This window comes from Paraburkholderia largidicola (genome assembly GCF_013426895.1).
GTDB classification, from domain to species: Bacteria; Pseudomonadota; Gammaproteobacteria; order Burkholderiales; family Burkholderiaceae; genus Paraburkholderia; species Paraburkholderia largidicola.
This window is the reverse complement of sequence record NZ_AP023175.1, coordinates 719863-744964: the sequence shown is the minus strand read 5'-3', so window position 1 is coordinate 744964 and position 25102 is coordinate 719863. Positions and strand designations below refer to the sequence as shown.

24 protein-coding genes and 1 pseudogene are annotated in these 25102 nt (G+C 59.6%); 17 read left to right on the top strand and 8 right to left on the bottom strand.

Annotated features, from left to right (window positions below):
- The first annotated feature begins 24 nt into the window (after positions 1-24).
- Positions 25-1254: an MFS transporter gene (locus tag PPGU16_RS20005; protein ID WP_180724512.1), complete on the top strand. Its 1230-nt coding sequence runs from the start codon at positions 25-27 to the stop codon at positions 1252-1254.
- Positions 1251-2195: a LysR family transcriptional regulator gene (locus tag PPGU16_RS20000; protein ID WP_180724511.1), complete on the top strand. Its 945-nt coding sequence runs from the start codon at positions 1251-1253 to the stop codon at positions 2193-2195. Before PPGU16_RS20005 ends, PPGU16_RS20000 begins: the two co-directional genes overlap by 4 nt.
- Positions 2196-2256: 61 nt before the next feature.
- Here PPGU16_RS20000 and hpnN read toward each other — a convergent pair whose 3' ends face one another.
- The 4 genes from hpnN to PPGU16_RS19980 all read right to left on the bottom strand — a co-directional run bounded on the left by hpnN (position 2257) and on the right by PPGU16_RS19980 (position 7249).
- Positions 2257-4869, bottom strand: a complete 2613-nt coding sequence (hpnN, locus tag PPGU16_RS19995; protein ID WP_180724510.1) for a hopanoid transporter HpnN — start codon at positions 4867-4869, stop codon at positions 2257-2259.
- A gap of 229 nt (positions 4870-5098) precedes the next feature.
- Entirely contained in the window at positions 5099-5539 is a 441-nt protein-coding gene (locus PPGU16_RS19990) for an ester cyclase (RefSeq protein WP_180724509.1), read from the bottom strand.
- Between the two features lie 138 nt (positions 5540-5677).
- Positions 5678-6355 carry a dihydrofolate reductase family protein gene (locus PPGU16_RS19985; protein WP_180724508.1) on the bottom strand — a complete coding sequence of 226 codons (678 nt, stop codon included), beginning with the start codon at positions 6353-6355 and terminating at the stop codon, positions 5678-5680.
- Between the two features lie 150 nt (positions 6356-6505).
- Entirely contained in the window at positions 6506-7249 is a 744-nt protein-coding gene (locus tag PPGU16_RS19980) for a TetR/AcrR family transcriptional regulator (RefSeq protein WP_224032009.1), read from the bottom strand.
- 296 nt (positions 7250-7545) lie between these two features.
- On the opposite strand from PPGU16_RS19980, the gene PPGU16_RS19975 reads away from it, so the two are divergent.
- The 7 genes from PPGU16_RS19975 to PPGU16_RS19945 all read left to right on the top strand — a co-directional run bounded on the left by PPGU16_RS19975 (position 7546) and on the right by PPGU16_RS19945 (position 14400).
- The gene (locus PPGU16_RS19975) at positions 7546-8247 is read left to right on the top strand and encodes an HAD family hydrolase (protein ID WP_180724507.1); all 702 of its coding nucleotides are present in this window, start codon (positions 7546-7548) and stop codon (positions 8245-8247) included.
- Between the two features lie 13 nt (positions 8248-8260).
- The gene (locus PPGU16_RS19970) at positions 8261-9388 is read left to right on the top strand and encodes a branched-chain amino acid ABC transporter substrate-binding protein (protein ID WP_180724506.1); all 1128 of its coding nucleotides are present in this window, start codon (positions 8261-8263) and stop codon (positions 9386-9388) included.
- 54 nt (positions 9389-9442) lie between these two features.
- Positions 9443-10774, top strand: a complete 1332-nt coding sequence (locus PPGU16_RS19965) for an aspartate aminotransferase family protein (RefSeq protein WP_180724505.1) — start codon at positions 9443-9445, stop codon at positions 10772-10774.
- Positions 10775-10796: 22 nt separating this feature from the next.
- Entirely contained in the window at positions 10797-12593 is a 1797-nt protein-coding gene (locus tag PPGU16_RS19960) for an IlvD/Edd family dehydratase (protein ID WP_180724504.1), read from the top strand.
- A 10-nt stretch (positions 12594-12603) separates the two neighbouring features.
- A complete protein-coding gene (locus PPGU16_RS19955; protein ID WP_180724503.1) occupies positions 12604-13374 on the top strand; it encodes an SDR family oxidoreductase in 771 nt (256 codons plus the stop codon).
- 303 nt (positions 13375-13677) lie between these two features.
- On the top strand, positions 13678-14031 hold the full coding sequence (locus PPGU16_RS19950) for a hypothetical protein (RefSeq protein ID WP_180724502.1): 354 nt from the start codon (positions 13678-13680) through the stop codon (positions 14029-14031).
- Positions 14032-14163: 132 nt separating this feature from the next.
- Complete coding sequence (locus PPGU16_RS19945) at positions 14164-14400, top strand: hypothetical protein (RefSeq protein ID WP_180724501.1); 237 nt, start codon at positions 14164-14166, stop codon at positions 14398-14400.
- A 149-nt stretch (positions 14401-14549) separates the two neighbouring features.
- Here PPGU16_RS19945 and PPGU16_RS19940 read toward each other — a convergent pair whose 3' ends face one another.
- Positions 14550-15128: a hydrolase gene (locus PPGU16_RS19940; RefSeq protein WP_180724500.1), complete on the bottom strand. Its 579-nt coding sequence runs from the start codon at positions 15126-15128 to the stop codon at positions 14550-14552.
- Positions 15129-15336: 208 nt separating this feature from the next.
- Here PPGU16_RS19940 and PPGU16_RS19935 point away from each other — a divergent pair, with 208 nt between their 5' ends.
- Together PPGU16_RS19935 and PPGU16_RS19930 are read left to right on the top strand one after the other, a co-directional pair.
- Complete coding sequence (locus PPGU16_RS19935) at positions 15337-15930, top strand: TetR/AcrR family transcriptional regulator (protein ID WP_243460640.1); 594 nt, start codon at positions 15337-15339, stop codon at positions 15928-15930.
- A gap of 104 nt (positions 15931-16034) precedes the next feature.
- Positions 16035-16300 (top strand): annotated as a pseudogene (locus PPGU16_RS19930) (S26 family signal peptidase); the annotation flags it as partial.
- Here the strand turns inward: PPGU16_RS19930 and PPGU16_RS19925 are convergent.
- Both PPGU16_RS19925 and PPGU16_RS19920 read right to left on the bottom strand, forming a co-directional pair.
- The gene (locus PPGU16_RS19925; RefSeq protein ID WP_180724498.1) at positions 16297-17775 is read right to left on the bottom strand and encodes a YncE family protein; all 1479 of its coding nucleotides are present in this window, start codon (positions 17773-17775) and stop codon (positions 16297-16299) included. The pseudogene PPGU16_RS19930 and the gene PPGU16_RS19925 overlap by 4 nt on opposite strands.
- Complete coding sequence (locus PPGU16_RS19920; protein WP_243460659.1) at positions 17775-18188, bottom strand: DUF305 domain-containing protein; 414 nt, start codon at positions 18186-18188, stop codon at positions 17775-17777. The genes PPGU16_RS19925 and PPGU16_RS19920 overlap by 1 nt, the downstream gene beginning before the upstream one ends.
- 703 nt (positions 18189-18891) lie before the next feature.
- On the opposite strand from PPGU16_RS19920, the gene PPGU16_RS19915 reads away from it, so the two are divergent.
- The 3 genes from PPGU16_RS19915 to PPGU16_RS19905 all read left to right on the top strand — a co-directional run bounded on the left by PPGU16_RS19915 (position 18892) and on the right by PPGU16_RS19905 (position 21503).
- Positions 18892-19863, top strand: coding sequence for an AraC family transcriptional regulator (locus tag PPGU16_RS19915; RefSeq protein ID WP_180724497.1), 972 nt, complete (start codon positions 18892-18894; stop codon positions 19861-19863).
- 498 nt (positions 19864-20361) lie between these two features.
- Positions 20362-20943 (top strand): carboxymuconolactone decarboxylase family protein, encoded by a 582-nt coding sequence (locus PPGU16_RS19910; protein WP_180724496.1) that lies wholly within the window; start codon positions 20362-20364, stop codon positions 20941-20943.
- 104 nt (positions 20944-21047) lie between these two features.
- The gene (locus PPGU16_RS19905) at positions 21048-21503 is read left to right on the top strand and encodes a RidA family protein (protein ID WP_180725143.1); all 456 of its coding nucleotides are present in this window, start codon (positions 21048-21050) and stop codon (positions 21501-21503) included.
- A gap of 53 nt (positions 21504-21556) precedes the next feature.
- Here the strand turns inward: PPGU16_RS19905 and PPGU16_RS19900 are convergent, their stop codons facing one another.
- A complete protein-coding gene (locus tag PPGU16_RS19900) occupies positions 21557-22150 on the bottom strand; it encodes a TetR/AcrR family transcriptional regulator (RefSeq protein ID WP_180724495.1) in 594 nt (197 codons plus the stop codon).
- A gap of 79 nt (positions 22151-22229) precedes the next feature.
- On the opposite strand from PPGU16_RS19900, the gene PPGU16_RS19895 reads away from it, so the two are divergent.
- The 3 genes from PPGU16_RS19895 (at position 22230) to PPGU16_RS19885 (ending at position 24242) form a co-directional block, all read left to right on the top strand.
- Entirely contained in the window at positions 22230-23111 is an 882-nt protein-coding gene (locus PPGU16_RS19895) for an NmrA family NAD(P)-binding protein (RefSeq protein ID WP_180724494.1), read from the top strand.
- Positions 23112-23243: 132 nt separating this feature from the next.
- On the top strand, positions 23244-23744 hold the full coding sequence (locus PPGU16_RS19890; protein WP_180724493.1) for a YybH family protein: 501 nt from the start codon (positions 23244-23246) through the stop codon (positions 23742-23744).
- Between the two features lie 12 nt (positions 23745-23756).
- Complete coding sequence (locus PPGU16_RS19885) at positions 23757-24242, top strand: YybH family protein (protein ID WP_180724492.1); 486 nt, start codon at positions 23757-23759, stop codon at positions 24240-24242.
- Positions 24243-25102 lie beyond the last annotated feature (860 nt).

Genomic DNA, 25102 nt, shown 5'->3' with positions numbered 1-25102 from the left:
ATGCTGCTGAATCCGGAACAAGACATGCACGAGAAAGCCTATGAAGCACAGTGCGACGCGGTTGTCGTTCACTGCACCAAAGAATCCGAATCCCGCAGGCGTGGTCTGACGCTTTTCGCATTGGCGCTCGGCAGCTTTTGTATCGGTACGTCCGAGTTCGCGAGCATGGGCATTTTGCAACTGTTCGCGTCGAGCCTTGGACTGAGCATCCCGGAAGCGACTCATGCAATCACCGCATACGCGTTCGGCGTGGTGACAGGCGCGCCACTCGTCACGCTGATGGCGAGCCGTCTCAACAGACGTACGTTGCTGTTGTTTCTCATCGGTCTGTTCGTTGTCGGCAATCTGCTGTCGGCGGCTGCAATGAATCTGGGGATGTTCGTCGTCGCACGCTTCATCAGCGGCATGCCGCAGGGTGCTTACTTTGGAGCAGGGGCGGTGGTGGCTTCGTACATCGTCGGGGAAGGCAGTGCTGGGAAAGCGTTCGCGATGGTCATGACGGGATTGACGATCGCGACCATCGTGGGATCACCGCTCGCGACTTTCCTCGGGCAAAACCTCGGCTGGCGGGAAACGTATCTGGCCGTCTCGATACTCGCGATGTTCGCGCTTGCGGCCCTATGGGCGTGGATTCCGCGCAGCAACGCGCTCGACGGTGGTTCACTCGGGCGAGAACTGGGCGCGCTGCGAAAGCCGCGCGTGTGGGTGACGATGATCGTTGCCGCGCTGGGCGTAGCCAGCATCTTCGCGGTGTACACGTTTATCGGCCCGTTTGTGACGGACGTCGCGTCGTTGAATGCATCGCTTATTCCGCTGGCGCTCGCGCTGTTTGGAATCGGGATGACCATCGGCAATCTGATTGGCGGCCGTCTTGCGGACTCGCATCCAGCACTCGGATTGAATCTCGGCTTTGGTTGCGCACTCGTCGTGCTCGCGGTGCTTGCGATGTTCGGCATGCACGACTGGGTACTGATGACGATGCTCTTCGGAGTCGGCATGACGATGATGACGGCGATTCCGACCATTCAGGTGCGACTCACACACTTTGCGCCGGAAGCGCCGACCTTGATGGGCGCAATGAATCTGGCTTCATTGAATGTGGCAAATGCAATCGGCGCGGCGGCAGGCGGACTCGCCATCGGCGCTGGCTGGGGGCTGTTATCGGCGGTGTGGGCGGGCTTCGCGCTGACACTCACCGGTCTGGTCGTCTTCGTTCTGACTTTGCAGAGAGCGCAGCAGCCTGCGACGGCATGAAGACGACGCTCGATGAGATGTTCGCGTTTGTCACCATCGCGGATGTCGGATCGTTGACCCGCGCTGCGGAGAAGTTGCATCTGCCGAATTCGGTAATGAGCCGTCTGCTGCGCCGCATGGAGCAGAAGCTCGATACCACGCTGATGCGGCGCACAACCCGGAGCCTCGAGTTGACCGAAGAGGGGCAAGTCTTTCTCGAACATGCGCGTTCGATACTCGCTGCTGTCGATTTCGCGGAAGAACAAACCGTATCGCATCGCAAGCAGCTTGCCGGCCGGTTGCGCGTGAACGCCGCGACGCCGTTCATGCAGCATGTGCTGACGCCGCTGATTCCACAGTTTCATGTGTCCTATCCCGACATCGAGCTCGAACTGAATACGAGCGACGAAGTCATCGATCTGATCGAGCATCGTACCGACGTGGCGATACGGATCGGTGCACTTCGGGATTCGACGTTGAACGCGCGCGTGCTGGCTAACAGCAGGCTGCGCATTCTGGCCAGTCCGGAGTACCTCGACAGGGCGGGTAGGCCGGCTCGTCCAGCGGATCTCGAGAAGCATACGCTGCTCGGCTATTCCCAACTCGACACGCTCAATAACTGGCCGCTCCGCCATGCGGGCTATGACGTCTACAAAGTACGCCCGTCCGTGCGCGCGTCGAGTGGCGAAACGCTGCTCGCGCTGGCAGAAAACGGCACCGGCATTGCATGCCTTGGCGACTATATGACGACGGTAGCAAGACGTCGCGGCCGTCTGGTGGAAGTACTCGTCGACGACACGGTCGAGCTTTATCGGCCGATACACGCTGTCTATTACCGCAACACGAGGTTGTCGGCGAGGATCGCTGTGTTTCTGGACTTCGTCGCAGAACATTTCAAGGATGCGGGCGAAACCTCGCAAGGAAGATTGCCGTCCCGACGGCTTCAGACGGCGCTCAAATAGGGCGGCCGTTCAACGCGACATACGCGATGCGTATTCGACAACCGTGAGAAGCGACAAATGCTCAGGGTATTCGCACGGTCGCTTCGAATTGCGTGGTGCGCGGTCGGCCCATCAAGACCGGTTGGAAAACCACGGCGCCAATCAGCGTCGAGACGAGCGACAGCGCAAGTAACGCACCCAGGCTGGACGTGCCGGGGTGATGCGAGAACCACAGGCTGCCGAATGCCGCGCCCGTCGTCGCAGCACTGAAGATCACCGCATAGGTCAGGCTCGATTCGAGCAGGCGCATTTCGCCACCGCGCCACGCAATCACGAAATAGATCTTGAATGCAACGCCCACGCCGAGCATCAATGGCAACGCGATAATATTCGCAAAGTTCAGTTGCAGCCCGCACACCACGGACAACTCGAGCGTGAGCATTGCGGAAACCAGCAGCGGCACGATGGTTCGAAGGATATCGTCGATGCGGCGCAGTGCAATCCACAGAATGACGAAGATCGCCACCAGCGCATAGGCGCTTGCCTGAAGAAAAGCCTTGATGACGAGGTCGGCGGAATAAAGAATGGAAATCGGACCACCGATCGCGTTCGGCTCCGCAGCGCTTACGGCTCTCGCGAACTCTCTCAACAATGCGTCGTTATTCGGATCGACACCAGCCGGTACTTTCGGGGAGATTTCCACGATCGCTTTGCCATCGCTCGCGATCCAGTCCCTTGCTATTTCAGTCGGTAAATTGTCTTGCGTGATTTCGGCCGGTTCGAGCAAGTCCGTCAGTTGCCTGAGTGCAATCTTTAATGGCTGCGTCATTGCATAGTCGGCGCGGTCACGCACGGCGCTGGGTGCATCGGCGAGCCTGGTGAGGATGTGCGAGAGCCGCTTCGCTTCTTCGGCGCCTGGCCCGGGATGATCTTCAGCAGCGATAGCCAGCTGATTTGCCGCGCGTCGCAATGCGCTGACGCGCACGGCGTCGCTGACGGGCAGAGAAGGTGTTTGCGTGAGCGCCGGCAGCAAGGCTTGTGCGGTACTCGCAATCATCGCGAGCTTCTGTGGCTGGTCCGTTGGTATGAATGTGGTCAACGTGATGGTCCGGCCGACTTCGGGCAGCTTCGACAGGCGCGCGGCAATCGCATTGGCGCCCGTCAATGAAGAGGCCATTGCGCGCACATTGTTCACGCCCATCTCGGGCGAGTCCTTTAGCGCGAGCAAAGTCGCCATCGACTCGGTATGCGGATCTTTCAGGTGCAACGGATTGAAATCGAAACGCAATTTCCATAGTAGCGGTGACGCGCCAAGGATCACGACGGCCGCGAGCAGAAGAATGGACTTGCGATTCTGGTCGAGAAAATCGTCGGTGCCGGCGAGCTTTCTGAAACCCGGTGAGACTTGCTCCCTGTGCGGACGTAGAACCCGGATCAGCGCGGGCAAAAGCGTCACGCTGGTCACATAGGCCACGATCATGCCGACGCCCGCTATCTTTCCTAACTCGGACACGCCACGGTAAGCGGTCGGTATGAAGGAGAAGAAGCTGACGGCCACGGCAATCGCGGCAAGACGCAAGCGGCTTCCCAATGTCTTTGCGGTATTGATCAGCGCAGTGACGAGACGGTCGTCCTTGAAACGTTCCTCGCGATACTTGACGGTGAACTGCACGCCAAAGTCGACACCGAGGCCGACGAACAGCACCATGAACGCCACGGAGATCATGTTGAACGCGCCCACCATCATCAGACCGATGGCAGCCGTGAGCAGCAGTCCGACAATCAGCGTGATGAACACGGCGAGTACGAGCTTTGCCGATCGCAGCGCAAACCAGAGAATCGCGACGACGGCAATCAGGGTGAGCACGCCGTTGAACGCGGCGCCGTCCTGCACCGATGCGAATTCGTCGTCGGCGAGCGGTTGTTCGCCTGTGAGGCGGACACGAGCGCCATATTTTCGGCCCAGATTCAGCGAGCCGGCCATTTTGCGGATCGATTCAGTGGCGGTGCCGCCCGCTCTGAGTGACGCATAGTTCAATACGGGCTGCACGAGTACGAACGCACGCGCAGGCAGCTTCATATCATGGTCGCTCATCGCACGCCACGAGAACGCAGCGGGCTGATTCGCCTCGACTCGCTCCAGTACATTCGCACTACGCTGGAGCAGCGGTGCCATTCCCGCCAGCTTGACCTGTCCGATTTGCAGCGGAAGGAGCAGGGTGGTCGTCAGCAGGTTCGCAAGGCCGGTCAGACTCGGATCGTGGGCGAGGCCGTCGATGAGCGGGCGCGCTTGCGTCAGTTGCGTCGTGGTCGACTGCACGTCGGCCAATGGAAGAAAGAGCAAACCGTTGTGTCCGAAGAACTCGCCACCCTCGGGTTCTGTCACCGTGGTGAACTGGGCCGTGTCCTTCTTCAACGCGTTTGCAAGCTCTTTGGCGGCCGCATCGGCGAACTCGGGCGCATCCGCTTCGACGAGAACGAGTATGGACCCGCCACGCTGCGGGAAGGCGCGGTCCACCGCGGTCGACAATGCTTCCCATCGTTTGTCGACCGTCAATAGGCGGCTGGTGTCAGTGTTGATCTTGAAGTGATGAGCGACGAAATAGGCGCTCAGTATCGCAAGGACGAGCGAAAGTCCAATCACGCTAAAGCGGTGACGGACGGACCATAAGACGATGCGGACAACCGACGACATGATTGCACATGTGTACGGAAGCAATGGAAACGGTAGTGTAGCGAAGATCCTGAAAACGTGACGGCATGCGACGAAGCCGGCGCAGAGCGGCCGCGCATGAACGGAACTGCGGGATCACACGTTGTTTCGCATACGCACGTTGAGCGACCACGGCAGGAGAAATCACGCTAGCGTGATGTTTGCTCAATACCGGCCCGTGGTGCCGCAATCGTCGACTGATGACGCAAGCTCAGTGCTGGTCCATGCTTGCCGGCAAGGTTCCGATCTGTCGGAAGGCGGAAAACCAGTCTTCGATATGCCATGTTTTGGCGATCAGATTTCCGCGCAATTCATGGAATGAATGAACCGCAAATCTGATCGGCTTCGACGTAGCAGGAACGCCGAAAAGTTCGCCAGCCTGGGTGCCGCTGACGTCCGCCCGAACGCCCACGCGATTCCCGTGGATCAGCAGATCGAGAATTGTAATCTTCATGTCGGGAATCGATCTGGCCATGCGTTCGAAGGCCGGAATCATTTGATCAGGACCATGCTTCACGCCGGGCGGCTCGGGAATATATTCCCAGTCGTCGGTTACGACCGTCCGCAGCAGATCGATGTCCTTCGCAGCGAAGGCCTGATAGAACACGTCTATCGTCGAACGGACCGCGCTTTCATTCGCCGTGTCAGTCATGTCGGCATCCCAAGGCAGGTTGATGTCGCCTTAGAGAATAGCCGCATTCCGCCGATTGCGCAGTCCAGGCCATACAGTGCCGCGCGTTCTTATCCTGGCCTTCACTGGTGCGACCAAAATCGGGCTTCGGGCGATTCGCTATGAGGTGGTATAACGCAACCACACCGCGCCACGCTCCAGCTTTTCGATCGACGTCAGATTCAGGTACGCGGGCGCGCGCCACTTCTCCATGGGCACTTCGAACGATGAAGGATGCTCGCTGCGACCGTCCACGAGCGGGATGATCAGGACGCTCACCTCGTCGACGAGGCCTTCGTTCACGAAAGCGCCGCTGATACGCGAACCGCCTTCGACGATCAGCTTCGTGACGCTCAACTCAGTTGCCAAGGTTTGCACCACGTTCTTCAGATCGATTTCGCTCTTGCCGCCGAACATGTATGACACGCCGATGGACTGGAGATAGGCCAGATAATCGTCGGCCACGCCTTCCGTCACGACTTCGACGACATGCGAATTGAGCGCCGTATTGCTCTTCCACGCGACGCGCCCATGAGGATCGATAGAAATGGCGTATTGAGCGGCGTTGCGCTCCACAAAATGATGGGTGCGCGGGATCGGCCCTTTCGCGAGCCCTTTTGGATAATCGTCGCCGTGCGACACCTCCTGCATCGTGACGCGACCGCAGATCCAGCCCTGCGCACCGAAGGTGGCTGCAGTGTCTTCGTAAAGCTTGAAGACAAACTTGAGTTGCCAGCCGTCAGTCAGACTGCGACCGTCTAGTGACGACATCATGTGGACGACGATATGAGGTTTCATGACTGAGGCGCTCCAGATCGGATCAGGGGAAATCGATCCTATAGCAAGCGCCGTTCTCGCGTCGCGTAACAGGGGGAATTGGAAAAAGCAGGTCGTGAGCGGAGGCAGGGCGGTCTGTTTAGCGGTAAGACTTCCTGCCGTTGGGGGCGCTCATGTGCCTGGCAACTGCCGCTGAAGTCCATCTAGCACCACATCGATATAACGCTCATGGCTCTGCTTGAGCGATGGATTGGTGCCACCCTTCCATCGCACGATGAATGCCTGATTCGAAAGCCGCTTCACGTTCGACGTCAATACTGGAAAGGCGTTCGGATCCAGTTCTTCGAATCGCGTGCGCAACTTGCCTTCCCATGCGTCACGTTCATCAGCGCCGTGGCTTGCAAATTCCAGCGTCACAAATCCGACCATCGCCGTAATTACCGTGTTGTAGACGTGAATCAGGTCTTCCGGCCTGAAACCCGCAGTCAGCAAGGTCTGGAGAACAGCCTCCACCATCACGGGATTCATACTGGCGTTCGAGATGATCTGGGAACCCAGCAACGGCGCGATGTTCGGATGTCGCGCCACCGCATTGCGATAACGATTGAACAGTTCTTTCAACCAGTCACGCCAGCGTGCGGCAGGCAGTGCCGGGGGAACGAGGTCGCCTAGTGCCACTGCGATCACCTCGACGAGGAGTTCGTCGCGGCTCGGGACGTGCCAGTAGATTGCCGTCGGATAGACACCCAGCTCTCTCGCGACGTCGCGCAGGCTGAACGACGCATAGCCTTTGGCATCGATCAATGCGAGGGCTGCCTCGACGACACGTTCCCTCGACAGTCCCTGATCCCTTGCGGACCGGCCACGTCGCTTCTTTTCAGGCACAGGCGCCGCCGATTCTTCCTTTCTGCTCAACGTGAGTTCCCGCCAGTGAATTCGAACGAGCGTCACTCTACTGCAAACAATGCGATAGCGCGAGACGTCCGGGAAAACCCGCAAATTTGCGCGCTTGCGAAATTTAATTGTACAGCGTACATTAAATTCACTTCGAGGCCATCGACTGATGGTTCAGGACGTTTTTGACAATGTTTGCGCATCACCCGGAGAGACTGGGGGCGGCCCGCGTCGATCCAGCCCTTTACATCGAAGGACAGCTTTGCCGTCGTTCAATTTTCTTATGAATTAGTTGTACTACATGATGGAATGAACATATGAAACCCAAAGCGCTAACTTTCGACTACTTCGGTACGCTCGTCGACGTGACAACAGGCGGCATTCGCGGCATGGAAGCCGTGTTGCAGCATGTCGGGCTCGCGTCGGCGCACTCCGCCACCGACGTCTATCACGACTGGGACAAGCGCACCGTACAGGGGTACAGGAGCAGCGCGTACCGGCGCTATCGGGACGTCGCGCAAGATGCACTCACGAACTGTCTCGAGGCATTAACCAAAGGCAGCACCGATGGCGAGGACATGGCCGCGTTGACTGAACTGCTGCTGACGCATCTGGTCGAGTCATCTCCGCCTTTCGATGACGCTGTCGCATTTCTCGATTGGGCGCGTGACGAGTTCGTGCTGATGCCTATCACGAACATGGACACTGACCTGTGGCGTCGCAGCCGTCTTGCTGACTATTTTCCGCAAGTGACGACGGCGGAAATGGCGCGCGCGTATAAACCCTCGGAAACGATCTTCAAAACGGGACTCGCCACGCTTGGCCTGCGTGCCGACGAAATCTTCCATTGCTCGATCGGCACGTGGGCCGATATCGACGGTGCGAAACCGCTTGGTATCAAGGTCGCGTGGATCAATCGTGGCGCAGAGCAACTGGGTGATTTCCAGGCACGCCCGGACTACGAGTTCGCCACGCTCGAACCCGTTCGGGGCGTTCTCGAACATCTCATCAATCGGTGACAGGAGCACGATCATGCGCATTCCTGCAATGAAGACGCTTGTGGTTTGCTTGAGCGTTGCGTTCGCGTCCGCGACGGTTCATGCGGACACGCTCGTGAAGATCGGTGTCGCCGGTCCGCTGACGGGTTCGCAAGCTGCGAGCGGCAAGGACAATGAACGGGGCGCCAGACTCGCCGTCGATGACCTCAACGCAAAGCACATGACGTTGAATGGCCAGACGCTCAAATTCGAATTGATCTCTGTGGATGATCAATCGGACCCCAAAGCAGGCGTGACCGTCGCGCAGAAACTCGTGGATAGTGGCGTGCTCGCGGTGATCGGACACTGGAACTCGGGCGTGACGATTCCCGCGTCGAAGATCTACAACGACGCCAAGGTCATCATGATCACGCCTGCAGCGTCGAATCCTGCATTGACGGTACCCGGCTATCCCTACGTGTTCCGTCTGACGACCGACGACAACGTGCTCGGCGGGAAAATGGCCGATTACGCGGCGAACACGCTGCATCTGAAGCGCGTCGCTGTGATCGACGATCGCACCGCATATGGTTCGGGCGTAGCGGATGTGTTTGTCACGACGGCGAAGAAACTCGGCATCGATATCGTCGCGCGCGAATATTCGACGGACCACACGGTCGATTTCAAAGCGGTGCTGTCGAAAGTCAAACTCGAAAAGCCGCAGGGCATTTTCTACGGCGGCTATTACGGACAGGCGGCCTATCTGGCCCGGCAGATGCGTGACCTCGCGGTCAACGCGGTATTGATGGGTGGCGACGGGCTTTGCGTCGGTGAATTTCCGCGGCTCGCGGACGGTGCGCTCGACAGAAAGATGTACTGTCCGCAAGGCGGTGTGCCGCTTGCCGCGTTGCCCGATGGAAAGCGCTTCGAAACCCGCTTCAAGGCGGCATATGGTGTCGATCCCGATCAGAAGGGGCCGTCCTTCTATGCCGCCACGATGATGATCGGCGACGCGATCTCGGCGGCTCAGTCGCTATCGCCGGAAGCGCTCGACAAGACGCTTCACCAATCGGCCTTCAACACGCTTTTCGGCGTAGTGCGCTTCGATCAGCGTGGCGAATGGGTCAAGGCGCCGATGACCGTGTACTGGTCAGCGGGCGGTTCGATTGTGCCTGTCGAATGAGCGACCTCACTAAACCCGTATTCAGAAAAAGCATCGAATGGATCAGGAATTCATATGTCGATAGATAACGTATTGGCTCCGCAGCCGAATGTGGCCGAACTCACGCGCGCGGCTTCACTCGCCGCGGATGCGTTCGCGAAGTCGAATCCGAAAAGTGAAGCGGCGCATCTTGAAGCACTCTCGGTAATGCCGGGTGGCAATACCCGTTCCGTGCTGTTCTATCCGCCGTTCCCACTCACGATTGCGCGTGGCGAGGGCAAGCGGTTGTGGGACGTAGACGGTCACGCGTACACGGATTTTCTCGCCGAGTATACGACGGCGATGTATGGCCATAGTCATCCCGTGATTCGCGCAGCGATTGTCGAGGCACTCGATAACGGACTGAATCTGACAGGCCACAACACGCTGGAAGTACCGCTTGCGCGCCTGATGCAGGAACGTTTCGGTTCCGTCGAGTCGCTGCGCTTCACAAACTCGGGTACCGAGTCGAATCTGATGGCCATCGCGGCATCGCTCATCTTCACGGGACGCAAGAAGGTCATTGCCTTCAAGGGTGGCTATCACGGCGGCGTCCTGACGTTCGGCAGCGGCAACAGCGCGGTCAATGTGCCGCATGATTTCATCGTCGCGCCATACAACAATCTGCAAAGTATCGAAGCAATCTTTGCTGCGCATGCGGATGATATCGCCGCAGTCATCGTGGAGCCGATGCAGGTCGCGGGTGGATGTATCGTCGGCGAGCCTGAATTTCTGGAAGGATTGCGGGATCTGACGCAGCGTCATGGCGCATTGCTGATCTTCGACGAAGTGGTGACGTCGCGCCTGTCGGGCGGTGGACGGCAGGCCTTGCTCGGCATCCGTCCCGACCTCACGACGTTTGGCAAGTACATCGGCGGCGGCATGTCGTTCGGCGCATTTGGCGGCCGTCAGGACGTGATGTCACAGTTCGATCCGCGCTTGCCGGGTGCAACCCCGCACGCGGGTACCTTCAACAACAATGTGCTGTCGATGGCGGCGGGATACGCGGGGCTCTCGCGTCTTTATACGCCGGGCGCTGCCGCTGCACTCAACGAAAAGGGCGAGCGGCTGCGCGCGCGGCTCAACGGCCTGTGCCGCGAGCGCAATGTCGCGATGCAGTTCACGGGCATCGGATCGCTGATGAATCTTCATGCGGGTCTTCAGCCAATCCATTCCGTCGACGACCTCGGCGATGCCGAAACGCCGCTCAAAGATCTGTTCTTCTTACACATGATCGAACGCGGATGCTATGTCGCGCGTCGCGGCTTCATCGTGCTGACGCTGGCGCACGAAGAAGGCGATCTGCAACGTCTCGAAGAAGCGGTTGCGTCGTTCGTCGATCGTTACGAGCCGCTGCTGCACGCCTGACGGGAAGATCCAGGAGAACGCGTTGACATCTGATCAATCCGAACGCGCGCCACGGTCGCTGCGCAGTCGCCGGTGGTTCGACAACCCGTCGAACCCCGGCATGACCGCGCTGTACCTCGAGCGCTACATGAACTTCGGCATTACGCGCGACGAATTGCAGTCCGGCAAGCCGATCGTCGGAATCGCGCAGACGGGCTCCGATCTTGCACCATGCAATCGTCACCACATCGAGCTCGCGAAGCGCGTGCGCGACGGTATCCGCGATGCGGGTGGCATTCCGCTGGAGTTTCCTGTGCATCCGATCCAGGAAACCGGCAAGCGGCCCACGGCGGCACTGGATCGCAATCTCGCCTATCTTGGGCTGGTCGAAGTGCTGCACGGCTATCCGCTAGACGGGGTCGTGCTCACGACAGGCTGCGACAAGACCACGCCCGCCTGCCTGATGGCAGCGGCCACCGTCAACATTCCGTCGATCGTGCTCTCCGGCGGTCCGATGCTCGACGGCTGGTATCAGGGAAAGCTGGCGGGGTCCGGCACCGTCGTATGGGAGGCGCGCAAGGAACTGGCGAGGGGCGAACTCGACTACGCGACGTTCATGGAGAAGGTCGCTTCGTCCGCGCCTTCGGCGGGGCATTGCAATTCGATGGGCACCGCGCTTTCGATGAATTCGCTCGCGGAGGCGCTCGGCATGTCGTTGCCCGGCTGCGCATCGGTGCCTGCGCCGTATCGCGAGCGAGGCTGGTTTGCCTTCGAGACCGGCAAGCGGATCGTGCAGATGATCGAGGAGAACCTGAGGCCGTCAGACATCATGACGCGCGAGGCATTTGAAAATGCGGTAGCCGTCGCGGGGGCGATCGGCGCTTCTTCGAACTGCCCGATCCACATGATTGCAATCGCACGACACATGGGCGTAGCCCATTCGCTCGATGACTGGCAGCGAGTCGGCGCCGATATCCCATTGCTCGTCGATTGCCAACCGGCAGGGCGTTTTCTCGGCGAAGCCTTTCATCGTGCAGGAGGTGTACCAGGCGTGCTGAAGGAGCTTCTCGACGCAGGACGGCTACACGGTGAAGCGATGACTGTCACAGGGCGCACGCTAGCCGAGAATTTGTCCGGTGTTGCCGAGCCGGATCGCGAGGTCATTCGGGCATTCGGCGCGCCGCTCAAGCCTGCCGGCGGTCACGTCGTGCTCGGCGGCAATCTGTTTGAAAACGCGGTGATGAAAGTGAGCGTGATCGACGCGCGCTTTCGCGAGCACTTCCTGTCGAATCCCGACGATCCGGACGCGTTCGAAGTGACGGCGATCGTATTCGAGGGCCCTGAGGACTACCACGCGCGCATCGACGATCCTGCGCTTGGAATCGACGAGAACTCGATGCTGGTCATGCGGAACTGCGGACCGGTCGGTTACCCGGGCGGCGCGGAAGTGGTCAACATGCAGCCGCCCGCCGCGTTGATCCGTCGCGGCATCGACACGCTGCCGACGATGGGCGATGGGCGCCAGAGCGGCACATCGGGCAGTCCGTCGATTCTGAATGTATCGCCGGAAGCGGTGTTGGGCGGCGGGCTGGCGTTGCTGAAAACGGGCGACCGGCTGCGCATCGACCTGAAGACGCGTCGCGTCGATCTGCTGGTATCCGATGAAGAACTCGCTGTCCGGCGGGCTGCATGGTCGCCGCCAGCGTTGCCGAACCAGACGCCGTGGGAGGAGATCTATCGAAGCATGGTAGGCCAGCAAGGCAGCGGCGCATGTCTCGAACCGGCGACGTTGTTTCTCGACATCGTCGAGCTGCGCGGCGAATCGCGGGACAACCATTGATGGAGCACGTATGAGTCAGGAGAACCAGATAAGGATGCCGCGCGTGGCCATCGTGACGGGTGCCGGCTCCGGCATCGGCAAGGCAGCCGCTCTCGAATTGCTCAGTAACGGCTGGTCGGTTGCGCTGCTTGGCAGGCGCATCGAGCCGTTGCGCGAGATCGCGGATGCCGGTGCATTCGGTGGGCGCACGTTTGCCGTATCGTGCGATGTGTCCGATCCGCATGCGGTCGCGTCATCGTTCGATGCCGTCGTCGCGCGTTTCGGTCGGCTGGACCTGCTTTTCAACAATGCAGGCGTCGGCAATCCGCAGGGTTCGTTCGAAACATGGACGCCCGAGCAATGGCGCAGCACAGTCGATGTGAACCTCAACGGCATGTTCTTCTGCCTGCAGCGAGCGTTCAGAATCATGTCCACGCAATCGCCACGCGGTGGCCGCATCATCAACAACGGCTCGCTGTCGGCCTGGGTACCGAGGCCGAATTCGATAGCCTACACGGCAACGAAGCATGCGGTCACGGGCCTGACACGCTGTGCCGCGCTCGACGGCCGCCGGCACGACATTGCGGTGGGCCAGATCGATGTAGGCAATGCGCACAGCGCGCTTGCGGACCAGATGGCGCACGGCGTTCTGCAGGCCAATGGGGAACTCGCGGAGGAACCGCTTATCGACGCGGAAATCGTAGGGCGTTCCGTGGCCTATATGGCGAGCTTGCCACTCGATGCGAACGTGCTGTTTCACACCGTCATGGCAACAACAATGCCATTCGTCGGGCGAGGATGACGGCGATGCAATGAACACTGACGACATTTCGCGGGTTTGAATTGTGAACCACCTGAATGCCGCGAGGTGATCGTCCGTGCGATTTCGCCCTCCGGGCAAAGGGCGTCATCGCGCCGGCAAGCCGCACTACATTAGCGACACTTAATTGAAGTTAGAGAAATTAGCTTTTCTTGTTTCACGCATAGCAGCACACTGGCGCCATCCGATTCTCCACGTCCCCGATCCGACGGCCGCAATTCAACTGATCCAGCGGACCATTCCGTCGAACCCGACTATGCGACGAAGCGTGACCAGGAGGCAATCATGGCTATTCAAATCGGGAAACTCGCCAGGTTCTATAGCGCATTCCATCATCGTCGTGAACCGGTCATATACGCGTCCACGATAGTTGCCGGTAATAGACTGAAACTCTATAGCGTGCTGGCTGACAATCCGTCATCAGCAGAAGTGCTTGCGAATACAACCAGAACAGAATTGTGGTGCGTGCGCGATTGGCTGGCCGACCTCGCCGCATCTGGCTATCTCCAGTACGACGCAGCTAGCCAGCGATACTGGATGACCGAACAGCAGGCATATGCGCTCGCTGAGAAGACGGGTAATGCTTTTATCAAAGACGCCTTCGCAACCTCGCGCAATACGAAGTTATTGGCCAGATAACGCAAAACGAGAGTCACGCACGAGCGGCGTTGTCCGTGTTTCGTAACTTGTGACGCAATCAATCGCGCTGTCATGGATTGGCTTCTGCGACCCACCACTGGTGTTGGCCGCTCGTTGCTCGCGGATCGTGCCATGTTTCAGAACGTCATGCCTTCGTCGTGCCTGCCGAAACTGATTTCGATTGACGAAATTCTGTGCGCGCGTCCCCAGCAGCCGATTGCCACCACTCGCGGACGCGCCTGGAAGGGCGTGACAGTCGATTGTCATCGCCCCTATTTCAATTGCGCCGAAACCTATGCGGGTCTGGATCATCATCGGATCGGATATTGCCCTTCAGGGAGCGCCAGATTGATCCAGACCAGGGCGTGATAACCGTTGAACAGGATGCGCGCGCACGATCTCTGTTGTCATCGCCGGCGACGATGGTGCTCGGAACGCGTTGAATGGCACGCGCCTGTCACGTGCGTTGCGACGGCGGATGCGGCGAGGGCGCACAGCCGTCCGTTCATCTCGCCGCGTCAGTCGGCCAGTGCGCTCAGTACATCGGCAGATCGGCGCACCAGGCCGAGCCTCGGAAAGATGAAATCGAGCGATGCCTGATGATGCTCGGGCGCAGTGCAGCTCATGGCGTCCTCGACGAGCACCAGCGAGTAACCGTGTTCGTGCGCGGCACGGGCCGTCGACTCGACGCCGATATTCGTCGAAATCCCACCGAGCACAATGGTCTGGATGCCGCGGCGCCTCAATTGCAGATCGAGTTCGGTGCCATAGAAAGCGCTCCATTGGCGCTTCGTGATCTTGATGTCGTGCTCTTCCACGGCCAGTTCTGCGGGGAAATCCCACCAGTTCGCGGGCAATCCGCCAGGTGGGAGTGCTGCGGGTTGATCGACGGGCTGCTTCAGTGCGTCGCCGAAATCGGCGCTCCAGCCCACGCGGACCAGCACGACGGGCGCGTCCACTTCGCGAAAGCGCTTCGCGAGCGCGGCAGCCGCGGTCACGACGGCTTCACCGGAACGAGGTGCTTTGCCGAAGCCGAGAATGCCCTGCTGGAGATCGATCAGAACGAGCGCTGTCGTCTTGGGGTCGAGTTTTTGCATCGAGATGGTCTTCCGTTGAAAGGGATTGGCGGGTGATGTATTGTGAGGGGGTGCTCACAAATAGTATATGAGGATGGACTCACAAAAGTCAACTTTGGCCGCGAGCGAAGTCAAGGCGCCTAGCCGCGCGAGAGGCCATGCGCGGGTCGCATCGTTGCTCGAAGCCGCGAGTGCGGAATTTGCCGAAAAGGGGTATGAAGCAACGACGATGACGGCGATCGCCGCGCGCGCGAAGTCATCGATTGGTTCGCTCTACCAGTTCTTTCCGACAAAAGAGCAGATCGCAGGCACGCTGATCGAACACTATGTGACCGAGATCGAGGCAGCATTTGAGCGGCTGCGCGAGGAAGTGTCGTCGCTCGACGTGTCGACCGTTGCCGGCACGCTGACGACACTGTTTGCGACGTTTCGCAAGAGGCATCCCGCCTTCGTGACGCTGGCCGATGTGCACGATGTCGTGCTGCCCGGCGCCAATGGCGTGCGCGAAAGATTGCGCAAAGGGATCGCGTCTGTCTTGGCCGCACTCGCCCCGGGACTTTCCGCGAAAGAGGCGCTGTTCCGGGCCGTGATCGTCCAGCATTTGATGAAGGCGGCTGTCACGCTTAGCCACGACGCGAGCGTGAGCGACAGGAACGCGGCGATCCTGGAGTTCCAGCGCGTGATGCAGCATTACCTCGAGGACATGATGGCGGCGGCGCGCGGCGAACCGGCGAGTGAGACGCAACGGGGCGCTGCATCGAAAGAGCGCTCTAGTGCGGCCAGCAGTCCGAAGACCAAGGCGAAGGGGAAGCCGGGCGTGTAGGCGCCAACAGAAGGAGGCGATAAAAAATCGCCGCCTCAACGCCCCGATCAACCGCAAGCATTTGCTAGCGGCTGTCTGAGAAATGGAGCACCACGTCGTGGGCAATCGCGATGGGCGACAACGTGCTGTACGTCGACGGGACGCGCGCACGATATCAGGCGCTCGGGATGAACAGGCTAACCGGCGATGCGATGCTCGGCGACAATCTCGACAATAGTGGGACTCGCGATATTTCGGATTCTTCCCTCGCGATGAGATCATGGGCCGGGTGCGCCCGGTCGCATTCTCGCTGGACCCGGCGCATCTCTACCCGCCGCGATCCGACCGGTTCGGCACGCGTCTGGATTCCCTGAAGCGCGTGCCTGGCTAAAGCGCTTGCACCTGGACCACCGCGCCACGTTTCCCCGCAACGTGTGGAGCGATCATCAGATAACGACGCCTGTCGCCCGCTGCGCCCGTTTCGGGTGCGACCAGTTGGCGGATCTGGCCCAGCGCGGTGACGATGGCTGCGCCGGCTCCGTTGGTCATGAAGTCGGCCAGCGGTTCCACGGTGCCGCTGCCGTCGGGCTTGTCCGAAAGACACAGCACGTAGGGCTGTCTGGGCTCCAGCCCGGTGACAGCGGCCTGCAGCACCTGAATCAATCCCTGATCGAACAGTGTGACGGTGGTGGGCACACCGGCAGCGTCAGCGGGTTTGCCTGTTGCGACGGCTTTCATTGCGAGGTGCGTGGTCTGTCCCGCCAGGCCAAGCGGCTGCGTGTTCGCCGTACCGTCGCCTTCGGGCACCGCGTTCGGCACATAAGCTACCGCCTGCGGTGCCTGTCCGATCGGTACGTTGGCAATGACCTTGTTCGCCAGCGTATCGATGACGGTCATTGCGTCGTCGTTTTCGAGGCCGACGTAGACGCGGCTGCCGTCGCCCGATGGCCAGATCCCATGCGGCAGGTTGCCGACCGGAATCGTTGCGACCTGCGAGAAGTCGTCGGTGCGGAACACCTTGACCTGATTCAGGCCACCTACGGTCACATAGGCAAACATGCCATTCGCGTTGCGCACGATGTTGACGTGGTTCGTGATGGGCCCGGTTTCGATCGTCGTCAACGACGCAAACGGCGGTCGGGCATCGAACACCTGAATCTTGCCGACATCTTTTAGCGTGAACCATACCTGCCTGCCGTCCGGCGTCGCGGCGAGGTCCGGGCAGAACGGGCTTTCCTGCCTGACCTTGCCGACGATCCTGTGGTCCGCCACCGAAATGACTTCGATCTCCGGGTTGAACGAAGAACATACGTAGCCATACTTGCCGTCGGGCGAGAATATCTGCATGCCCGGGCCCGCGGGAACGGTAATGCGTGTCTTCTCCTTGAACGTCTTGCCGTCGAGCACGTCGACATAGTTCTCGCCGCGCACCGTCACCCACACCTCGTTGCCGTCGCGCGTGAAGAACGCTTCGTGCGGCGATCGGCCGACATAGCTGACATGTTTGATCGCGTTCGTCTGCGTATCGATGAACGTGACGGAATTGGAGCCGATCGATACCACCGCGAGTGTGCGGTGGTCCGGTGAAAAACCCATGCCGTGCACCAGCACCTGGCCGTGATATAGCGGGCTGAAGTTTGCCGGCGTCGGATCGCCGAGGCGAACCAGGCCGACCAGGTGGTTGTCGGCCGGGTCGATCACAGAGACTGTGTTGGAAAACTGCTCGGCCGCGTACACGCGATCACGATGGGTGATGGGGATATCCGGATCCGACTGCAAACCGGGTACCTGACCTGCCGAGGCTGGCTGCAGCGCGGCGAGCATGAGAGCCGCGAGTGTCGTCGCTGCGATGGACGTGGTTTTCATCATGGCTCCTTCTGCATGTTCATGTGAGTCGGGGAGGTCGAATGCAGTGGCGCGGGGATCGATGCCGGCGTAGCCTGGTCCGGCGCAGGGGCAGGAGCGGGCAATGGCTGACCCAGCGCGAGCCGCATTGCGACGATTCCCTGCTGTTGCTCGACCACGATCTCCTGGGCGATGCGACGCAATCGTTCGTTGTGTCCGTAGCGCAGTTCGGCTTGCGCCATGTCGATTGCGCCCTGATGGTGCGGTGCCATCATCGCCACGAAGTCCCGGTCGACGTCGCCTGTCGGTTTGATGGACATGTCGTCCATCATTTTCGTCATCGCCTTGTCGTTTTCGGAGAGAAAGGGCGCTTCTCCGGCTTCCACATCGACAGCGCCAGCCGTTGAGGCGGGAACACATGCACCCGCTATCATCACGAGGGCAGCGAGTACCACGGGTCTGTGTCTTTGCAGGCGGAGTACTGAAAGCATGATGAAATTCCTGTACGCAATCCGGACGGGCTTCACGTTGGCGTGTGCTGTTACCCGCGCCTCGTATGCGAAGTTTCCGGCGATTCCTTGGCTTGCGGCGTCTATTGCGAAATCGACTCCAGCGACCGGCCGCGTGTCGCCGGTCCCAGCACGCCGATCACGAGAGCATCGATGGGCCATGCACGCAGCGATCAGCAGGAGCGTAGCCGATACCCCACCGCCGCGCAGCGCATAGGCAACCAGAAATCCGCTGAAGATTCCCGACAGGCGGCGCCGCGCATAGACAAAGCCTGTCGCACGCGCCCGTACGCGTGTTGGGTAGAGTTCAGACTGATACGCGTGGAAGTTGTACGACAGCGTCGTCGCGCCGAGCGTCACAAGCGCGCCCGTCAGCACGGTCAGGGCAGCGGGGCGCGATTGTGCAGAACAGAGCCCGGTGGCGGCAACCCGCAGCGCCGGGCCGACGATCTGCCATTTGCGCTCCACGCGATCGCCATCCCACATCGCGATGAGCGGCCCGCAAGGCATGACCAGTGCGATGCCGGGCGTGTACGCGAGGCTCGTCGTCAAGCAGCTGTTAGTCTCCTGACCATCGCACACATCGTTGATGGGCGCAGCCCTGTGAATATGCCCCGAGGAGTCACCCATGCCGTCCGAGCACGCCGATGTCCTGTCGCAGGTACTCAAGCTGATCCGCCTTCGTGGAGATCACGTTTTTCACGGCGAGCTGGGCGGTTCCACTGAAGTGATTTTTCCGCCAGGGCCGGCAACGTTTTTACATCTGCGTGCGGGCGAACTGTCGGTGTCTCAATGCAATGGTCCCTCTGTGACGCTTCGATCAGGCGACTTCGTTCTCTTGCCACATGCGGACGGACATACGATTCGAAGCGGGCCAGGCAGGAAAGCACGTCAACGCTTCGAGGTGGCGGTGGACTTTGCCCCGAGCAGACATGCTCAGACGTTCAAATGGGCGGCTGACGAGGGCACGGCGGGATCCTTTCTCGCAGGATCATTCTATTTTGACGGGGCGCCGTTACGCTCTTTGCTCACCGGCCTTCCCGGGCTGATTCATCTGACATGCGACAAAGTCAGCGAGCCTCCCTGGCTGGCCTCTATTACGCATTTCCTGGACGTGGAATCGCGTAGCGCCGGGCCGGGGTCATTGCTGATGATCTCGCGGCTCATTGATCTGCTGGTTATCCGCACCTTGCGGATGTGGGTCAGCCGGCAAGGCGATCGGGTCGGCTGGCTGTCGGGACTGAGCGACGAACGCGTCGGCCGTGCGTTGAACGCGATGCATCGGGAACCGGATCGTGCATGGACGGTCTCGGCGCTCGCCGAGACCGCGATGATGTCGCGATCAATGTTCTCGGATCGTTTCACGGCGGTGGTGGGGCTTCCACCGTTGCGTTATCTGACGCGCTGGAGATTGACAGTCGCAGCAGACTTGCTGCGCGGAGGGACCTTGAAGGTGACGGAAGTGGCACACCGTGCCGGCTATGGTTCGGAGGCTGCCTTCAGTCGTGCCTTCAAGGAGGAGTTTGGCTATCCACCGCGTGACGCGCATCGAATCGCACAGACCGGCGCCTTTGTCGCGCGAAGTTCGGAGCTCCTTTGACAGTCCTTTTTACGCTGCTGGCTTGATTTGTCGGCTCCAACGCTTCGGTCCCCAGGCGGTGTCGATCTGCCACGCTTGTCCGAATGCGTCGATCGTACGATAGATCATGCAAATCAGACGCAGGGATATGGCCAGTTTCGGATACGTTCTTTAGAGTGGATAGCCAAGGTCGTCCCGTATCTGAATCGGAGAAGCTGGAGTACGGGCGCTAGCGTCATAGCCCTATAAGTGGCGTGAAGGTCGGGCATGCCGCGATGCATGAGTAACGTCGGCTGATCTCGGGCAATTCGTCGATGGGATGTTATTCAGTTTCGACCTGACATAGTTATATTGTGGATTACTAAGTGAAATAGAAAGTTCGATCCGTATCCGCGGATCTGCCGCTGAAAAATAGGCGGCTTACGGTTCGATGGTCCGTGTTGTGATGCACTTTCCGATAGAAGCATACGCGTCCGTTGTCTTCGACAATTTCTCTTGTTTTCAAAAGGCAGAGCCGATATGTCCCGTCTTCAGATACCCGCCACGATCACAGATGCACCCGCTGCTTCTCAGCCCTTTTTGGAAGCCGTCAACAAGAAACTGGGTGTGGTACCGAATCTGTTTCGTCTGATGGCCAACAGCCCCGCGGCGCTAGAGGGCTACCTTGGTCTGGCGGCAGCCTTAACAAAAGGCTCACTTCCAGCACAAACCGGCGAGCGTATTGCTCTCGCCGTCGCCGAAATCAACGGCTGCGACTATTGCATGTCGGCGCACAGCTATTTAGGAAAGAACGTGGCGAAGCTCGACGATGCGGAAATATTCGCCAATCGAAATGGTGGTTCGAATGAACCAACGGCCGCCCCTGCCGTGCAGTTCGCCGCGAAGGTCGCGCACACGCGTGGCCGCGTATCCGACCAAGACCTGCGTGTCGTCAAGGAGGCCGGCTACACTGATGCGCAGATCGTCGAGATTGTCGTGCACGTCGCACTGAGCGTCTTGACGAACTACGCGAACGTCGTTGCAAACACGGAGATTGACTTTCCCGTCGTGCGTACACATCAGGGCTTGAAGAACGGAACTCCTACACTTCTCGATACGTGATGTCGACGAACGTCGTTCGTCGTATCGGACGGTTGAACTCACTGCATCGCGCAAACTTCACCAGGCCGAATCCATTTCTTTTTCACATTACGCTGAGCCCGAACATGAACGTATCCGAACGCCTCGCGCAAGCGGGCCTAAAATTGCCATCGCCCATCAACCCGCTTGGGTCCTATCGGACGGTTTCCGTTTCGGGGAGTCAACTGTATGTATCGGGGCTCGGCCCTTTCGAGGATGGCAAGCCAATCGTCGGAATGGTCGGCCGCGAGATTTCTCTGGAAAAGGCTCAAGACGCGGCGCGCCTGACGATGCTCATGATCCTGGCGTGCGTCGAACAGGCCTGCGGACTCGACAACGTCGAGCGATGCAGTCGGCTAACCGTTTACGTGCGTGCTGAACAGTCGTTCACCCAGCATCCGCAAGTGGCCAATGGCGCGAGTGATCTGTTGCTGACGCTGTTTGGGCAAGACCATCTGCCGGCTCGAAGCGCGCTGGGAGTGCATTCGTTGCCGATGGGCATCCCGGTTGAGATTGACAGCATCTTTGAGTTGAAGAGGTGACGGGCATGGCTCGGCGCCGCGCACATACGAGCGGAATGAATGACGCGAAATCCTCATCCGCGTTTGTCCGCGTCTGGCCACGCGGACATGGCAACGTCGATGATGTTGCCAAGCGCTTCACCCGATGCGCCCGCCTGTGGAAGATTCAAAACGGCCTGCAAGACGCCGAGATAGTACCAGGCAAAGGCGTCCACATCGGTCCCCGGTGCAACTTCGCCGTTCGCCACGCCTGCCCGCAGGAGATCCGCGAAGATCTCGCGCTGCCGTGCGACACCAGCCAGTGTTGTTGTCTTTCCTGCCGCTGCGAGATCCAGCAGTTCGGCAGTACTTCGCGACAACAGGCAGCCGGCCGGCCGTCGCGACGCTGCCGGCGTTGGCAAAAATTCCCTCAGTATTGCTGCCACGCTTGCCCGCGCTGAGTCCGCGCGGGCTGCGCTCATCCGCCGTAGCACGCGCTCGGTGTAGACGGCCAGCGCATCGCGGAACAGGCCGTCCTTGTCGCCGAACCGCTGGTAGAGGCTGGAGCGCGACAGGCCGGTGGCTTCCGTGAGGTCATTGATGGACGCCGTCGCATAGCCGTGACGCCAGAAAACGTCGATTGCTGCAGCGATGACGGCGGCCTCGTCGTATTGGGGTTTCCCACTCATAAATCTTCCCGTTGACAAGCTGGAACGATTGTTCCATCATTCTTGGACTGATCGTTCCATCATACATCAAGGAGTCGACATGCTCAATCAGACAGCCCATGCATCGCGCCCTATGCGCCTAGCCGTGGCAGGCGCGACCGGCCGCGTCGGCAATACGCTAATCGATCGATTGGGCACGGATTCCGTCGATGTCGTCGCCCTCACTCGCCAAAGCGCTACGGCGCAGTTTGCGCCGAACGTCACCGTCGCAACGGTGGACTTCGACCGACCCGCCACGCTCGCCGACGCACTGGCCGGCGTCGACAAGGTCTTCGTGGCGCATGGGACATCCGCCCGGCAGGTGGAAAATGAAATTGCGCTCATCGATGCTGCCGTCGCCGCGGGGGTACACCACATCGTCAAGCTGTCGGTGATGGGACCGGCAACGCAGCTCAACCCATTCGCCTGGCACATGCGGATCGAAGCACATCTGGCTCGCCAGCCGGTCGCCTCGACCGCGCTCAGGCCGACGACGTTCGCCGACGTTCTCAAGCGCGCCGGCGCGTCGGTTGCAGCCGGAAATTGGGCCGGTGCGGCGGGACATGGAGCCGTCAACTTCATCGATACGCGAGATGTCGCCGAAGCGGCGCGCATTGCGTTGCTCGAAGACGTTCCCGACGGATCGCAGCGGGCGTATCACCTGAGCGGGCCGCAAAACTGGACGATGCAACAGGTTGCTGAGGCGTTGTCTCAAGTGCTCGGACGCCGTGTCGTCTACAACGACCGGTCGCCCACGGAGCATCGCGAGGCCTTGCTCGCGAGTGGCCAGCCGCCGCTGGTTGTCGACCTGCTTCTCGGGCTGGACAGGCTTTTTCGTGAATCTGCAATCGCAGAGACCACGGCGACTTTCGAAAAATTGACGGGCAAACCCCCACGGTCATTGTCTGAGTGGCTGCGTGAAAACATCACGCTCTTCCAGTGACACGTATCAGCGTTCACACCGGGGTGCGTTCTGGCGGGTGAGAACGCGGCGGTTCGTAGTCGGGTTGCAACGGCTGGAGGTTCCCGTCGTCTGGCCGTTCTCCATCGCAAATACGGGCATATGAGACTGACCATGACTAATCGATCATTGCGTGTGCGGCGCAGCCTGCCGGTTGTTCTGTTGCTTTCGTTGCTGACGGGAGCAGGCTGTGCGCAAGCAGCCGATGTGACGCCCGCCGATACTCAGGCGGTTCGCGCGCTGTTTCTACAGCAGGCGACCGCCGAGACTGCACATGATCTCGACGCGCTGAGTGGCATGTTCGCTTCTACCGCACCGGGACAGCCGGATCCCGTGTCGTTCGTGGCCCGCGCATATCGCTTCTGGGGCAGGGACGAGGTGCTCGAGCATTTCAGGCAGACCTTCGCCGGGACATGGCGGGTCGAGCCGGATCAGAGTGCGCTGCGCATCATTCCGCTGAACCAGGATACGGTACAGGTGTACGCGCCTACCAGGGTGACCATCGGCGCGCCGGGCCAACCAGAGAAGACGGCGACCTTTCTGATCAACGAGTTTATGATCCGCAGCCCGTCCGGCTGGAAGGTTGCAGCGGTGATTCCGGTGCCGGCGCAATAAAGGGAGACGCACATGAGCCTACAAAAAGTGCTGGCCTGCTGCGCTGCAATTGTGATGGTGAGCGCCGCGCATGCTGAAGCGCCGCATCGATTTACCGATGAAGACCGGCAAGCGGTCGAAGCCGTTTTCATCCGGCAGGCGGAGGCTGCGACCGCGCACGACATCGATGCGTTCGCCGGCGTACTCGCCTCGGCTCCGGCCGGCGAACCCGACCCGATCGTGCTCCTCGCCCGTTCGTATCAGTTCTGGGGCAAGCCGGCGCTGATCGAGCATTTCAAGGAAACTTTCAAGGGTGTCTGGAAGTTCGAGCCCGACGTCGCGAAGATCCGCGTTGTTCCGCTGAGTGCTGACGTCGCGCAGTTGTACGCGCCCACTCGGGTCACGGCAGGCGCTTCGGAAGCCACGGCGAAAACCGCGTCGTTTCTCGTCTATGAAACGGCAGTGCGAACCGCTGACGGCTGGCGCATCGCGTCGATTGTGCCGGTTCCCGCGCAGTAGCAGCGCGTATTGCCTCATGTTGCTCTCGTCAGCCGGGCCCGCTGCACGACAACTGACGAGAGGGCAAACAGCATGAGAGATTTCGAACTACCGGGACGGCAATCGGCCAACGCATTGCCACCCGCGCTGCCGCACACGTGAACTTCGCCTTCAGTCTGGCGTGGCGGCGTTCAAATTCGGCAGTAGCAGGCACGACCACATCACATACCTAAGTTCATGCCCATTCCTCTGCACGCTACACAAAGGCAATTCGTGAGTATATTTCTCTAATTCTTAGATTAAGCTTAAGAAGATATATTTTTATCAAGATTCGAATGTTTTATCTTGTGTTTTGGTAATCGAGAATTGAGTCATTCATTATTTTCATTAAATTGCAAGCTTTTACTTTTTGGCATCCTGTCGGTACAACGAATGAGTTAGATGCCAGGCGTTTTCCCTTACGTCGAATACGTTTCTCCCGGCGTCTCTCTTTCATCGTCTCCATTCCCGCTTTCCATTTCATAACGCAGCCTTACAGGGCTGACAAACCTGATTCGCGTATCTCACCGGAAGATCCGCGCAGGTCAGATCGATGTGCCCCGCGGCAATTGGTCCTCCACATCTTCATCGAGAGGCGCGGCGCTCTATAGCCCGTCAGCGATATAAACAATGCGGCATTGCAGCGCGATTTTTATTTCTGGCAAATTCTTATTGCCTCTCATTGTTATTTCTAGTTTTCAACGAATTCTCAAACTTACGAAGAAATCGATCTGGTGCGATGTGAGTATTTCGTCTTCCATACGTCCATTCAAGCCTCTGTATAGAAACCATCAATTTATTTTCTGTGCATTATTGCCGCTCATTCCTCATCCTTACCGCTG